This window comes from Helicobacter sp. 11-8110 (genome assembly GCF_003288905.1).
GTDB lineage: Bacteria > Campylobacterota > Campylobacteria > Campylobacterales > Helicobacteraceae > Helicobacter_D > Helicobacter_D colisuis.
In genome coordinates this window covers 494,449-508,141 of the sequence record NZ_NHYL01000001.1, presented here as the reverse complement: position 1 = coordinate 508,141, position 13,693 = coordinate 494,449, and the positions used below count along the sequence as shown (strand labels likewise).

Genomic DNA, 13,693 nt, shown 5'->3' with positions numbered 1-13,693 from the left:
AACTACCTATTAAGTGGGATTCTGCCCATTGAAACTTCTTTTCTCCAATGGTTAAGTAAATCTTCAAACATCTTTCTAGCTGGAATCTCTGGCTTCCAATCAATAAAACTCTTAATTTTTGTGTTATCAAACATTTGATAATCTGCATCAATAGGACGAAGTCTCTCGGCATCTTCTTGGACTTTAATATCTTTCCTCGTAGAAAATCCAAGCAATATCTCAATAACTTCAGGCAACTTAAATGCTTCCTCTCCTGCTATATTAAAAGCTTCGCCACAAGGCACATTTCCTTTTTCGCTCTCTAATGAAAGCAAATAATAAGCCCTTATAGCATCACGACAATCTTGAAAAGTTCTCACACTTGAGAGATTCCCAACTTTAATAACCGGTTCTTGCAAACCTGCTTCAATCAGTGCAATTTGCTTAGCCACGGTGCTCTCAAAAAACACATCCGATCGCCTTGGACCGCTATGTGTTCCCATTCTTGTTACATAAGTTTTGATCCCATAAGCCTCACCATAGAATCGCCCCAAATAATCCGTGCCAATTTTACTTATGCTATAGGGACTTGCCCCATGAAATGGGGTATCTTCATTAAGCTTCACACCCACCTTTGCCCTACCATAGACTTCGCTAGAAGAGCATACATGCACAACTGGATCATAACCATCTTTTTGCTTTAAGATTCTAATATTTTCTAAAATATTTGCTGTTCCAATGATATTTGTTTGAAGTGTCTCAATGGGTATTTCAAAAGAAGTTTTAGGAAAAGATTGTGCAGCTAAGTGAAAAATCACATCAGGACGCTTGGTTTCAAAAAGTTTTTGAATACTTGAATAGTCATTCAAATCCGCATAAAACACGCTAATTCTATCTTTTTTATTGATTCTATCGCTCAGATGATAAATGTTGTCCATTGGCTCTTGCCAACGCATCATACCAATGACTTGATAATCTGTATTTTCAAGCAAAAAATCCGCCATCTGCGAACCAACTTGTCCAGTAAAACCTGTAATCAAAACTGTTTTCATAAGTTATCCTTCCTATTGTCTTATGTTTTGCTCTTTTAAATACCACTCATACATCATTTTAATACCATCCTCAAGCTTAACTTTCGCCTTCCAGCCTAATTTTCTAATTCTTTCGGTATCAGTTGTCTTTAACATTGTTCCATCAGGCTTAGAAGAATCAAAAACAATATCTCCTTTATATCCTATAATATCTTTTATCATAAAAGCAATTTCTTTAATTGAATAATCCCTGCCATCGGCCAAATTTAAGTGAGTATTATGAAAATTTTGATCATACTTTTTTAACACAGAGGCATCAATTTTATCCATTGCAAAAATGCAAGCATCCGCAACATCATCTACATAAATAAATTCTCTTCTAGGATTGCCACTTCCAAGTAATGTAACCTTATTTTCATCAATATCAAATTGACTTAAACATCTTAAAACTTCTTGTATATTATCTAGTCTCAAATTATTGAATAATTCTTGATGCTTTTGTTCATTCAGCAATTTTCCCAAATAAATTTTTGCAAATATTGCAGGAAAAACATGAGCTGTAGCTAAATTAAAATTATCTCCTGGTCCATAAATACTTGTTGGAACTAGAGTAATAAAATTTGTGCCAAATTGCTCATTGTAAAACTCGCACATTTTATTACCTGTAATTTTAGCAATCGCATAAGGTTCATTAATAAATTGCAATTTCCCTTCAAGCATACTTGTTTCCTTTATCGGCAATGGTGCATCCTGAGGATAAATACAAAGGGAACTCAAGTAAAGTAATTTTTTACAATTATTTTTATAAGCTTCATGCAACACAAAAGTTTGCATTATTAAATTTAAATATAAAAAATCTGCCCTCCTTTCTAATTGCTCCATCATGCCACCCATTTTAGCTGCACAAAAAAAAACATATTCGGGCTTCTCTCTAGCAAAAAAATCTTGCACTGCTTTTTGGTTAATCAAATCAAGTTCCTTATGAGTTTTATAAATAAGATTTGTATAACCTTGCCTCTGAAGCTCTTGAAGTATGGAGCTTCCAACCAATCCTCTATGCCCTGCAATATAAATTTTAGAATCTTTATGCATTAAAATCCTTTTGTACAATCATTAGCTGTAGCTTCAATATCTCTATTTGATAATATAGGATTATTCGTTGGCCAATCAATTCCGATTCGAGGATCATTCCAAGCAAAAGTAAATTGATCTGGAGCATCCAAATACTCACCCTCATAGGCAAGTTTATAATAATACACAGCTTCTTTAGAGCTAACATAATGCGAATTGCCCATGCTAGGTGGTATTAAAATTAATTGTTGGTTTGTTGGACCAATAACAAATCTTTCCCACTTTAGATAAGTGGAGCTATCTTTCCTGCAATCTACCACAACCTGATGCACCTCACCAAAGACACAAGTAACCAGCTTATAAGTTTTTACATCTCCATGAATTCCACGCAAAACATTAAAATGTGAATTAATAAATTTATCGTGCTTAAAGTGGATTCCTTCTGGGACTAATCCTCCTAAATGCTCCTCTGTAAAGGCTGTCCAAATCTCACCCCTTAAATCCCTAAATTTATTAGGGGTAATGATATAAACCCCTTTTAAAATCTTTGATTCTTGTATATCAAATTCCATTGCCATAATCTAATCCTTTATTTTTTCATAAACTAATTGTACCGCTTAATGCTTAAATCTTTCTTTCAACCTCCTCACTTCAAACCACAACTTAACATATCCGCCCTTATACCAAGTTTTATTAGCTTTTATAAAGGCTTCTCCTAGTTTATAAGTAAGATATTCTTTTTCTTTTAAAGATTCTTTGTAATCAGGATAAGATTCTAGATTAGGGAGTTTAAGATTAGGATTCTTTTTAATAGCTTCTTGGTATTGTTGTTGTTCTTGTTTGTGTTTATCTTTGATATAAGATAAAACATAAGGCATTCTAATATAACCTAGTAAAGATTTAGAATTTTCTATCATAGCTTGCCCTAGTTTATAGGAGAGATGATTGTGGATTCTATCTTTAGCAGTAGTGAGAGTATTAAGATAAGCAAGTTTTCCTTTAAAGCAAGAAGTGTTTTGAATGAAATGAGAAGAATTTGGATTAGAAATTAAAATCTTGTTTTTAGATTCTAGTTCTTTATTTTTAGATTCTAATTGTTTTTTAGTGGAATCTAGTTGATTCTTAGTTTGAATTAATTCTTGATTCTTTAATTCTAATTCTTTTAAAACATTGGATTCATATCTTAATTCTTTTTCAAGTTGTTTGGTGTGTAATTGTTTATTGATTAAGTCTTGTTTAGCTTCTTGAATTTGTATTTGCTTTAATAAATTATCTTGTTCTAGATTCTTTATTTCTAAAGTTTGCTTTTTAATAGGAAGAGAAGAGAGTTCTTTAACTTTAGAATCAAGTTGTTGTTTAGTGGAATCTAATTCTTTTTGAGCAGAATTGAGTTGATTCTTAGTGGAATCTAATTGATTCTTAGTTTGGGTGAGTTCTTGGGTTTTAGCTTGGATGATTTGATCTTTTTGAACAATTAATTTATCTTTATCATCAATAATCTTTTTTCTATTCTTTGCAAAATCTGCTATAAATTCTGCTATTCTATCCCAATATTCAGGTTTCATTTCTTTAAGTTCATAGTTTTCTTTATAATTTGTTAAATCTTTTTTAGGAAATAATCTCTCTTTATGAGGAAAAAATTCTTTTCTTACCCATTCATTAGATTCTTCAAAATAATCATTCCATATTTGATAATGCTCTTTTTTTGGCATAAATTTAAGCTCTTTGTCTTTGGATGAGAAATATGGAGGCAATGTAGTTGGGACTAATGCAAATAAATCTCTTTCAATTCGATTCTTAAAATGAGAATTTATTCTTTTTCCTAATTCAAATCCTATTAAATCTAGTGTTTCATTTTGATTTTCAGGAATAATAAAATTATCATCCCATTCTAATCCAATAGCATCAACAAAATCTTTTAACAAATCCCCATCTTTAAATTCATTTTTATCAAAAAGCCTTACGATAAGGTTTTCTTTGCCAAAAGCTTTAGCATAATTTTGACATATCCAATGATAATCAAAAATATGTTTTCTAAAGTAGTTCGAGGGATTAGCTTCGCAAGGAGACAAATAGCTACTTTTAATACTTTGAGAAGTCATAGAAATAACCAAATCTTTTATATTTCTAATATAAACTATGATATAAATTGTATTAAAGCCTAAATTATTCATTATTTTTTTTAATATTTTAATTTGAACAATATCATTAAATGTTCCAGAAATAGCCTCTGAAGAAAATAAAAAAATTGATTTGGGTTAGTTAGTATTTCTTGTTTCAAAGTTAGATATTGTTTTTTAAATTTGACTATTTTTTCAATCAAGTCAATTTTGGCTGAATTTCTATAAATTTCATTTATAACATCTTCAATTAAAGAATGTCTTTTTTTTACTTTATCCACATTTTCTGAATAAAGATATCCTTGCTCTAATAGCAATAGACGATTAATTTCGCAAAAATTTTGTATGCTTGTCGTTCCTGTTTTTGGGGTTCCTATATGCACATAGGCAGTCATTATTGTCTCCTTTTTGGTTTTAATATTTATTTTACGATAAAATATGGATTTCTTAAATCTTCCTTATTATAAATTAAAGGCTTTTGAGTATTAAAGTCATAAGTCATTTTGCCTGATTCTCTAACTATTGCATCAGCTGCTGCGGTATCCCATTCCATTGTTGGTCCAAGTCTTGGGTAGATGTCGGCTTCATTGCTAGCTACTAAGCATAGTTTTAGAGAGCTTCCCATAGAAATGAGTTCTTTGGATTTATTAGTTTCCAAGCTTTTTATGAAATCACTAGTTTCCTTGCTCATATGAGATTTGCTAGCTACGATTTTATAGGTTTCTCTTTGGGCGTTGAGTGGTAGTTTTTTGTTATTTTTGAACGCACCTTCTCCTTGTTTTGCACTATACATAAGCTCTAAAGCAGGCGCATAAACAACTCCTAGAATTGGTGTATCTTTGTGGATTAGGGCAATGTTGATTGTAAATTCTCCATTTTTCTTGATAAATTCCTTAGTGCCATCTATAGGATCTACACACCAAAAATATTCCCATTTTTTTTCTTTCATCATAAGAGATGATTTTGTTTTCTTCGCTTAATAGGGGTAGATTAAATGGAGATAGAGCATCGCAAATAATCTCATTACAAAGCAAATCAGCTTCACTTAAAGGGCTTTTGTCTTCTTTTTCATAAATTGCAAAATCTTTTTGATAAACGCTCATCGCTGTCTTGCCGGCTTTTAGGGCTATTTCTTGAATTGTTTCTAGCTTGATAGATTTAAGCATGGATTTCTCCTTTTTGGGATAAATATTTTAAAATTGTTTCAATATTTTCATCAAGATTCTCACTTTTTATATGAATCTCTGGATTTTTAGGTGCTTCATAAGGGCTATCTATGCCGGTAAAATTTTTAATCTCTCCATTTCTTGCTTTTTTATAAAGCCCTTTGGGATCTCTTTTTTCGCAAATTTCTATAGGCGTATCTACAAAGATTTCTATGTATTCTCCCTTATCAAGCAATTCTCTTATGATTTGTCTTTCTTTACAAAAAGGGGAGATAAAAGCACAAAGCACTATTAAGCCACTATCAACAAATAATTTGCAAACTTCTCCTATGCGTCTTATGTTTTCTATTCTTGAGTTTTCATCAAAGCCTAAGTCTTTGTTTAGACCATGCCTTACATTGTCTCCATCTAAAAGATAAGTGTGGTAACCCATAGTAAAAAGTCTTTGCTCTAACGCATTAGCTAGAGTGGATTTACCACTACCGCTTAGTCCTGTTAGCCATAAGACACAGGGTTTTTGATTTTTAAGTTTTGATCTTTGCTCTTTGGTAATTTTTGTGTCATGCCATGTGAGATTGTTTCCCATTTTTTTCCTTAGAAGCTAAAAAAGATTGGTATTAAGCTTAAAGCAATGATAGAATAAGTCAAAGAAACAACAAAGCCTATCTTAACAAAATCCATTGTCTTATATCCACACATAGAAGTAACCATCAAATGTGTTTGATAACCATGGGGCATCATAAATCCACAGCTTGCTCCATAGGCAACTGCGAAAATAAAAGGTATAGGGCTAACACCTAGGCTTTGCGCAGTCGCAAGAGCGATAGGGAAGGCAAGGGCTGCAGCGGCATTATTGGTAATCATCTCTGTTAAAAGCAAGGTTAAAAGGTAGATTCCAATAAAGCTACCATAAACTCCATATTGCCCAAAAATACTAATGATGAGATTAGCAAAATCTTGTGCCAAACCACTCTCTACTAGGACTTTAGTAATGGCAAGTGAAGAGCCTACAATAATAAAAATATCAAGCGGGAATCGCCTTTTAATTTCATCAAATTTAAGAAATTTAAAAACTAGTAATACAAAGAGAAAAATAATTAAGGCTTTAAGTAAAGAAAAGATGTCTAAGGCTGATAGAGTAATGACTGATAAAAAACCAAAGACAATAAAAAAACTTTGTGTTTTATTTAATTTTTGAAGTTTATTAATATTAGAGATAATATAGAAATTTTTAAGAATATTATCCCTTGTTTTAAAATCCTTTCCCACGCTTAAAATAAGTCTATCTCCTGCACTTAAAATGCTTGAACCAATTTTGGAAATATTTTGTGAGCCCTTTTTTAGGGCAATGATTCCTGCATCAAATTTAGTTCTAAAATTTGCTTCCTTGACACTTTTGCCAATCAAGTTAGAATTAGGAGTGATGATGACATCCACTAGTTTTAAATCTTTGATTTTGGGATTTTGTTTGCCAATTTCTAAGCCTTTAAATTCTTTTAGTGTCTCTAAATGTGCCACATCTCCACTAAAAACTAATTGATCTTCCTTACAAATAATCTCATCTGGGCTTACAGGGGAGAGACTTCTACCTTCTCTTATGATTTCTATCAAAAAGAGAAATTCTAATTTCCTTAAGCCATTTTTCTCGATACTCTTACCAATTAAAGGGCTATTTGGTAAGACTTTTGCACTAATAAGGTATTTAGAAATTTCTTGTTCTTTGGCAGTATAGTTTGGTAGAAGTTTGCTAAAAAGCATTAAAACGATCATCACGCCTAAGCTAATACAAAAACCAACTGCAAAAAAATCAAAAATCTTTAAACTCTCCAAGCCATTTTGCATCACAAAGGAATTGACTATTAAATTTGTAGAAGTGCCTATAAGAGTCATAGTTCCCCCTACGATTGAAAAGTAAGAAAGCGGGATTAGTAACTTAGAGGGATTTTGGAATTTGTTATTTTTGATTAATCCCATAAAACTAGCTACAACAGCAGTGTTGTTTAAAAATGCAGAAATTGCACTCACAATGACACCTAGTTTGAAAAGAGAGAAATAATAGCTCTTGCCAATAATAAATTTTGATGCATAACTCATAACTGCACTTTTTTCTACCGCAATAGAAACAAGCAACAAAAGCACTAAAACAACCAAAGAATCACTAGTGTATGAACCAAGAAAGGTTTTTAGATCTAAATACCCCAAGAGATAGTATAATAAAGCAACCCCCCCCAAAAAAAAGCAAAGAAGCTCTAAATTTTCCACTAACAAGCAAAAGGAGTAGGGCTAAAATACTTAGTGCAACAATGATTTTCATATTTTTTTGCACTCCCATTCGGGGTAGTTTTTTCTTATGTAAGCATTAAGCTCTCTTTCAGCTTGAGTGTAGATTCTATTTTCACTTTTAGCGTCCAGAATCTCTTCTATCATTCCTGCTGCTAAGGTTTCATTGGAATATCTGTCAATAACAATAAAGCTACCTAAGGTTTTGTTCTTTTTGTAGATTTCTAAGGTAGTCTTTTTGCTTAAATTTAAAGTGCATTTTGCAATATCATTAAGCTCTAAAGTTTGCGCTGGATATTCTTCAAAAGTATTAATATCCTTTTTGAAATCAATTTGACTAAAAGTAACATTGGTTGTGAGATTTGCTATTTTGATTAAATAGTTTTCATAAAGATTGAGTGGAGCTTCACTCATCCATACAATCATAGCCTTAAAGGCATTAGAAATAGGAATCTCTACATTTTTAGCAGTGATTATATCACCCCTTGAAATATCAATTTCATCTTCTAGAGTTAGTGTAATGGCACTTGGAAAACTTGCGTTTTTAGAGCTTTGAATTTTTGAGTCCTTGCTAGGTCTTAGTTCTTTGATATTAGGAGTGATGATTTCTTTAATCTTGCTAGTTTTAAGGCTAGGGAGAACGATAATCTCATCACCTATGCTCACACTTCCACTTGCGATGTTTCCACAAAATCCCCTAAAGTTTAAATGTGGGCGATTGACATACTGCACACTCATAATAAAATCTTGATTGGTGTTTGTAGTAATTGGCAAAGTGTCTAATAGGGCAGATAGAGTTTCTCCGCTATACCAAGGCATATTAGCACTTTTAGAAGTGATGTTATCGCCATCTATTGCACAAATGGGGACAAAATGGATTTTAATATCTTCATAATTTTGCAAACTAGGGAGAATTGCTTTATAGTCTTTAGCGATTTGTTTAAAGACTTCTTGTTTGAAATCCACTAAATCCATTTTGTTGATTGCTATGATAAATTGTTTAATACCTAATAAGCTTGCGATATAAGAATGCCGCTTAGTTTGGGTTAAAACACCTTTTCTAGCATCAATTAAAAGGATAGCAATATCGGCATTACTAGCACCTGTAGCCATATTTCTTGTGTATTGCTCATGTCCTGGGGTATCTGCTATGATAAATTTTCTTTTTTGAGTAGTAAAAAAACGATAGGCTACATCAATAGTAATGCCTTGCTCACGCTCACTTGCTAATCCATCTACCAAAAGTGCAAAGTCTAATTGCTCCCCCCCCCTAAGTTTTTATTTTTTTGACTATCTTTTTTGAGAGTTTTGATTTGATCTTCAAAAAGTGATTTAGAATCATAAAGCATTCTGCCTATTAAAGTAGATTTTCCATCATCTACACTACCACAAGTAATAAATCTACAGAGTTCCTTGTTTTCGTGTTGTTTTAAATATTCTTTTATTTCATTTAAATTCATTAAAAATATCCCTCTTTTTTCTTTTTCTCCATACTAGCTTCTTCATCAGTATCAATTAGTCTGCCTTGTCTTTCGCTACTTTTTGAGAGTAAAAGTTCTTGAATAATCTCTAAAACATTACTGGCACTAGAATTAATCGCACCTGTTAGAGGGTAGCAACCAAGGGTTCTAAAGCGCACTAGTTCTTCTTTTGCATTTTTAGCAAGCTCTTCTGGCATTCTTTCATCATCGACTAAAATTTTGGCTCCCATATATTCTACAACAGGACGCTTTTTTGCAAAATATAGACTAGGGATTGGAATATTTTCTTTATAGATGTATTGCCAAATATCAAGTTCTGTCCAATTGCTTAGTGGAAAGACCCTTATGGATTCGCCTTTTTTGTGTCGGCTATTATAGAGATTCCAAAGTTCTGGGCGTTGGTTTTTGGGATCCCATGTGTGATTGGCATCACGGAAAGAATAGATTCTCTCTTTGGCTCTTGATTTTTCTTCATCACGCCTTGCACCACCAAATACGGCATCAAATTGATATAAATCAAGCATTTGCTTTAAGCCTTGGGTCTTTGAAATATCAGTGTGCATAGATGAACCATGGGTAAAGGGTGAGAGGTTTAATTCTTTGATTTTTGGATTTTGATAGACGATGAGTTTGGCACCAAGTTCTTTAGCGGTTTTATCGCGAAATTCTATCATTTCTTTAAATTTCCAAGTAGTATCCACATGCACTAGTGGAATTGGTAGGGGAGCTGGATAGAAAGCCTTTTGTAGAAGATGGAGCATAACAGAGCTATCTTTGCCTATGCTATAAAGCATTGCAGGTTTTTCAAACTCGGCAATAACTTCGCGCATAATATGAATTGATTCTGATTCAAGATAATCTAAATGAGAATAATTATTTAGTGTAATGCTACTCATTTTGCTCCCCACTTAAGGATTTTAATGTGTTTGTAACTATGTGATGTCAATTTAACTTTAATTTGAGATTCTACACAATTTAACTAAAAAATACCCTAAGAATTTAAGGCATTTTTAAATTTATTTGGCGCTCTTTTCTTGTTCATCCTCGGCTTCTTTGATAGTTTCAATGGCAAGATTTGAAAGGATGGTTGCAATTTCCATTGTGGAGTTGATGACACCATAAAGCCCCATTGCTTTGAGTTCTAATTCAAGTGCATTATCGCGTGTTTGGACAATGATTTTAGTGTATTTGGATAGTGCTAGGATATGTCTGCAAGCTTTTTCGATTTCTACTGGTGATTCAATACATAAAATTACTGCAGTAACCTTTTGAATCTCAACTTCTCTAAAAATCATTTTATCAGTGATGTTTCCATAAATGATTTTATCTCCCCGTATGATTCCTTTCTCTACTCTCTCATAATTTGAATCAATCCCAAAAACCTCTATATCATAGTCCTTTAAGAAGTCAAATATTTTTTGTCCTACAAGTCCATAACCACAAATAAGAATGCGTTTTTTGGTCTCTTTTGGTTCCTTTGTTTCTTGTTGTTCTTGCGTGTATGTGGTTGGATTTTTTTGTGGAATCTTGATAGCTTTTAGGGCAAAAGCGGTGCATTTATCAAGATTATCAAGAATAAAAGGGGTGGCAATCATTGAGAAAATAACCATTAGCGTAAGGAATTGATGGATTTCAACTGGGGTAATGGAAGCAAAAAATTCTGTTCCAAAAATATGCTTTAAGATTCCACCATCTAGTTGTAAGTTTAGAATCTCATGTTGGCTTGCAAGGAGGAAAATTGCAAAAGAAAATTCTCCAATTTGAGAAAGGGAGAGGGCGATTTTCATTGCGATCTTAGTCCCCCTAAAGAAACTCAAAAAAGCAAACATAATGAGAGTTTTTGCTAAAAGTGTAAGGAAAACAAGGAGAATAATAATAATGAAATATTTTGCCAAAAATATAATATCAACCTGCATTCCTATGGTGATAAAAAAGATTCCAAGTAAGAGATCGCGGAAATAAACCAAAACTGAAGCAACTTGGTATTTATAGGAAGTGCTTGAAATAATCATACCAGACAAAAACGCTCCAAGTGTCATTGAAAAACCAAAAGATTGACTTAAAAAAGCAGAGCCTAAAACAATCAAAAACACTGTTCCTACAAAAATTTCATCAGTTTTCATTTTAGCTGAAGAGCGTAAAATGATTTTAGCCAAGAATCTACCTGGCAATAAAAGTAAAAGCACAACAATAAAAGCAGAAATGCCTGTAGTTAGCAAAAGATCACTCATAGCTAGATCTTTGCTACTTAGGAGTTTAATCATCAAAAGGATAGGAATTACAGCCAAATCTTGAAAGATTAAAATCCCAACTGATGCAATTCCATAAGAAGTTTTGGTTTGATTAACTTCATTAAGATATTTGAGAACAATTGCGGTTGAAGAAAGGCTAATTGCACTAGCAACAATAATAGAAGTATCAAAGTTAAATCCAAAAAGAGAATAGCAAATAAAAAAGAAAACTAGGATAGAAAGTCCAATTTGCAAACCGCCAAATAAAAAAACTTCTTGCTTAATAGAAGACATTTTTTTGAAGCTAAAATCAAGTCCAATCATAAACATCAAAAAGACAATTCCCATTTCAGCTATTTCGCTTAAATCATTTGAATCTTCAACCCTAAAGTCAAAAATATAAGCAGTCAAAACCCCAGTAACAATATATCCAATAATAGTGGGTATTTTGAGTTTGTTTAAAATAATGCCCGAAATGACTGCCATTGCAAAAACACAAACAATTACAAATAAAGTATCTATGGAATATCCCTTGCTAAAGAATTTTTTGAATTATATACAAACTCATAAGAAGTTACAAGATATTCGAAGCAAAATTAAATTTTATTAATAATAAGTATTATTATAATCATTTTTTAAGGTGATCTGCTCTAAACTCGCAGTTCTTAAATTAATAAATTTGGAGGAAATTATGAGTAAAATTGGATTGTTTTATGGAAGCGATGGTGGGAATACTCAAAGAATCGCAGAAAAAATTGCTGTCAATTTACGAGAAAAACATTCTAAAGAAGTAGAAGTTTTTGATGTGGCTAAAGCTTCTAGGGAAGATTTAAAAGGATTTTCAAATCTAATTTTAGCTACACCAACTTACGGAAGTGGTGAGCTTCAAAACGATTGGGAAGAGTTTTTAACTACTTTAAGTCCTTTGGATTTTGAAGGTAAAGTTGTTGCATTTGTTGGACTTGGTGATCAAGACACTTATGGTGATACTTTTTGTGATGGGGTTTTTGAGATTTACAATCGAGTTTCCAAAAATGCAAAGATAATTGGTAAAACTAGTATAGAGGGCTATGAATATCAAGAATCAAATTCAGTAATTGAAGGTGAATTTGTGGGATTGATTTTAGATGAAAATAATCAAGAAGATTTAACAGACACAAGAATAGAAAATTGGTGCGATTTGATTGCAGGGCAATTTAATTAATAGGGTTTGGGAGATTAAATTTAAAAATTTAATCTCTAGATTTGGAGTTAATGTGGATAAGCACACCCTCTAAGATAGAATCAATATCTCCATCTAAGATGGCTTCAACATTGCTATAAGCGATATTAGAGCGCAAATCCTTGACTTGTTGGTAGGGCGCTAAAACATAAGATCGGATTTGGTGTCCCCAACCAATCTCGCTTTTATCATCATTGGCAATTTGCTCATTGCGCTTTTGCTGCTCTAGTTCATAGAGCTTAGATTTTAGCATTTTTAGGGCGGTGGCTTTATTTTTGTGCTGACTTCTATCATTTTGGCATTGCACGACAATTCCTGTTGGAATATGGGTAATACGAATAGCAGATTCGGTTTTGTTGATATGTTGTCCGCCCGCTCCACTTGCTCTATAAGTATCAATTCGCAAATCTTTTTCTTCGATTTCAATGGAAATATTATCATCAATTTCAGGCGTTACTTGCACAGAGGCAAAGCTTGTGTGGCGTTTGGCATTGGAATCAAAGGGTGAGATTCGAACAAGTCGATGAATCCCATTTTCAACTTTAGTGTAACCATAAGCATTTTCACCTTTAATAATAAAACTTGCATCTTTTATTCCTGCTTCATCGCCTTCTTGATAATCCAAAAGCTCCACTTTAAATCCGCGTCTCTCCGCCCATCTTAAATACATTCGATAAAGCATACTTGCCCAATCTTGCGATTCTGTTCCGCCTGCTCCAGGCGTGATAGTAAAGATTGCGTTATTAGAATCAAGTTCTCCGCTAAGCATAACTTCAATTTCTGCTTTTTTGATTTGCTCTTCTAGCATTGGGGCTTCGTTAAAAAGTTCATTAAGTGTTTCTTCATCATCGCTTGAGAGTTCAAAAAGCTCTTTGGCATCACTAAGGGCTAGATTTGCTTCTTTGTATTTTTCAAGCTGTCTTAAGCAGCGTTTTTTTTCTTTTTGGTATTCTCCAGCTTTTTTGGAATCTTCCCAAAATTCTTTTTGTTGCTCTAAAGATTCAATTTCTTCAATCCTTGATTGTAATTGGCTAGGTTGCATAATTTTTTCAATATTTTGTCGCTTGATTTCTAACTCTTTAAGTAATTCGCCATATTCATAACTATCCAAA

11 protein-coding genes and 2 pseudogenes are annotated in these 13,693 nt (G+C 32.7%); 1 reads left to right on the top strand and 12 read right to left on the bottom strand.

Going from position 1 to position 13,693, the window contains the following annotated elements:
- Positions 1 to 2 precede the first annotated feature (2 nt).
- The 11 genes and pseudogenes from CCY98_RS02440 to CCY98_RS02390 form a co-directional block, all read right to left on the bottom strand.
- Entirely contained in the window at positions 3 to 1,031 is a 1,029-nt protein-coding gene (locus CCY98_RS02440; RefSeq protein WP_112056995.1) for a GDP-mannose 4,6-dehydratase, read from the bottom strand.
- Positions 1,032 to 1,043: 12 nt separating this feature from the next.
- The gene (locus CCY98_RS02435; RefSeq protein WP_112056994.1) at positions 1,044 to 2,102 is read right to left on the bottom strand and encodes a GDP-L-fucose synthase; all 1,059 of its coding nucleotides are present in this window, start codon (positions 2,100 to 2,102) and stop codon (positions 1,044 to 1,046) included.
- Positions 2,102 to 2,659, bottom strand: a complete 558-nt coding sequence (locus tag CCY98_RS02430; protein ID WP_112056993.1) for a dTDP-4-dehydrorhamnose 3,5-epimerase family protein — start codon at positions 2,657 to 2,659, stop codon at positions 2,102 to 2,104. The genes CCY98_RS02435 and CCY98_RS02430 overlap by 1 nt, the downstream gene beginning before the upstream one ends.
- Before the next feature lie 39 nt (positions 2,660 to 2,698).
- On the bottom strand, positions 2,699 to 4,255 hold the full coding sequence (locus CCY98_RS08570) for a hypothetical protein (protein WP_258437938.1): 1,557 nt from the start codon (positions 4,253 to 4,255) through the stop codon (positions 2,699 to 2,701).
- An 8-nt stretch (positions 4,256 to 4,263) separates the two neighbouring features.
- Complete coding sequence (locus tag CCY98_RS02420) at positions 4,264 to 4,596, bottom strand: hypothetical protein (protein ID WP_112056992.1); 333 nt, start codon at positions 4,594 to 4,596, stop codon at positions 4,264 to 4,266.
- 26 nt (positions 4,597 to 4,622) lie between these two features.
- Positions 4,623 to 5,367: pseudogene (gene cysQ / locus CCY98_RS02415) on the bottom strand (3'(2'),5'-bisphosphate nucleotidase CysQ).
- The gene (gene cysC, locus CCY98_RS02410; RefSeq protein WP_112056991.1) at positions 5,360 to 5,953 is read right to left on the bottom strand and encodes an adenylyl-sulfate kinase; all 594 of its coding nucleotides are present in this window, start codon (positions 5,951 to 5,953) and stop codon (positions 5,360 to 5,362) included. Before cysC ends, cysQ begins: the two are co-directional and overlap by 8 nt.
- An 8-nt stretch (positions 5,954 to 5,961) precedes the next feature.
- The gene (locus CCY98_RS02405; protein ID WP_258437934.1) at positions 5,962 to 7,629 is read right to left on the bottom strand and encodes an SLC13 family permease; all 1,668 of its coding nucleotides are present in this window, start codon (positions 7,627 to 7,629) and stop codon (positions 5,962 to 5,964) included.
- Positions 7,630 to 7,677: 48 nt separating this feature from the next.
- Positions 7,678 to 9,107 (bottom strand): annotated as a pseudogene (cysN, locus tag CCY98_RS02400) (sulfate adenylyltransferase subunit CysN).
- Complete coding sequence (gene cysD / locus CCY98_RS02395) at positions 9,107 to 10,024, bottom strand: sulfate adenylyltransferase subunit CysD (protein ID WP_112056990.1); 918 nt, start codon at positions 10,022 to 10,024, stop codon at positions 9,107 to 9,109. Before cysD ends, cysN begins: the two are co-directional and overlap by 1 nt.
- A gap of 120 nt (positions 10,025 to 10,144) precedes the next feature.
- Positions 10,145 to 11,863: a cation:proton antiporter gene (locus tag CCY98_RS02390; RefSeq protein WP_258438090.1), complete on the bottom strand. Its 1,719-nt coding sequence runs from the start codon at positions 11,861 to 11,863 to the stop codon at positions 10,145 to 10,147.
- 187 nt (positions 11,864 to 12,050) lie between these two features.
- On the opposite strand from CCY98_RS02390, the gene CCY98_RS02385 reads away from it, so the two are divergent.
- Complete coding sequence (locus tag CCY98_RS02385; RefSeq protein WP_112056988.1) at positions 12,051 to 12,563, top strand: flavodoxin; 513 nt, start codon at positions 12,051 to 12,053, stop codon at positions 12,561 to 12,563.
- A 28-nt stretch (positions 12,564 to 12,591) separates the two neighbouring features.
- Here the strand turns inward: CCY98_RS02385 and prfB are convergent, their stop codons facing one another.
- Positions 12,592 to 13,692: a peptide chain release factor 2 gene (gene prfB / locus CCY98_RS02380; protein WP_112056987.1), complete on the bottom strand. Its 1,101-nt coding sequence runs from the start codon at positions 13,690 to 13,692 to the stop codon at positions 12,592 to 12,594.
- Between the last annotated feature and the right edge of the window lies 1 nt (position 13,693).

Excerpts from the sequence above, each read along its gene's own strand:
- CCY98_RS02440 (WP_112056995.1), bottom strand. The coding sequence starts at position 1,031 with ATGAAAACAGTTTTGATTACAGGTTTTACTGGACAAGTTGGTTCGCAG.
- CCY98_RS02435 (WP_112056994.1), bottom strand. The coding sequence starts at position 2,102 with ATGCATAAAGATTCTAAAATTTATATTGCAGGGCATAGAGGATTGGTT.
- CCY98_RS02430 (WP_112056993.1), bottom strand. The coding sequence starts at position 2,659 with ATGGCAATGGAATTTGATATACAAGAATCAAAGATTTTAAAAGGGGTT.
- CCY98_RS08570 (WP_258437938.1), bottom strand. The coding sequence starts at position 4,255 with ATGAATAATTTAGGCTTTAATACAATTTATATCATAGTTTATATTAGA.
- CCY98_RS02420 (WP_112056992.1), bottom strand. The coding sequence starts at position 4,596 with ATGACTGCCTATGTGCATATAGGAACCCCAAAAACAGGAACGACAAGC.
- cysC (WP_112056991.1), bottom strand. The coding sequence starts at position 5,953 with ATGGGAAACAATCTCACATGGCATGACACAAAAATTACCAAAGAGCAA.
- cysD (WP_112056990.1), bottom strand. The coding sequence starts at position 10,024 with ATGAGTAGCATTACACTAAATAATTATTCTCATTTAGATTATCTTGAA.
- CCY98_RS02385 (WP_112056988.1), top strand. The coding sequence starts at position 12,051 with ATGAGTAAAATTGGATTGTTTTATGGAAGCGATGGTGGGAATACTCAA.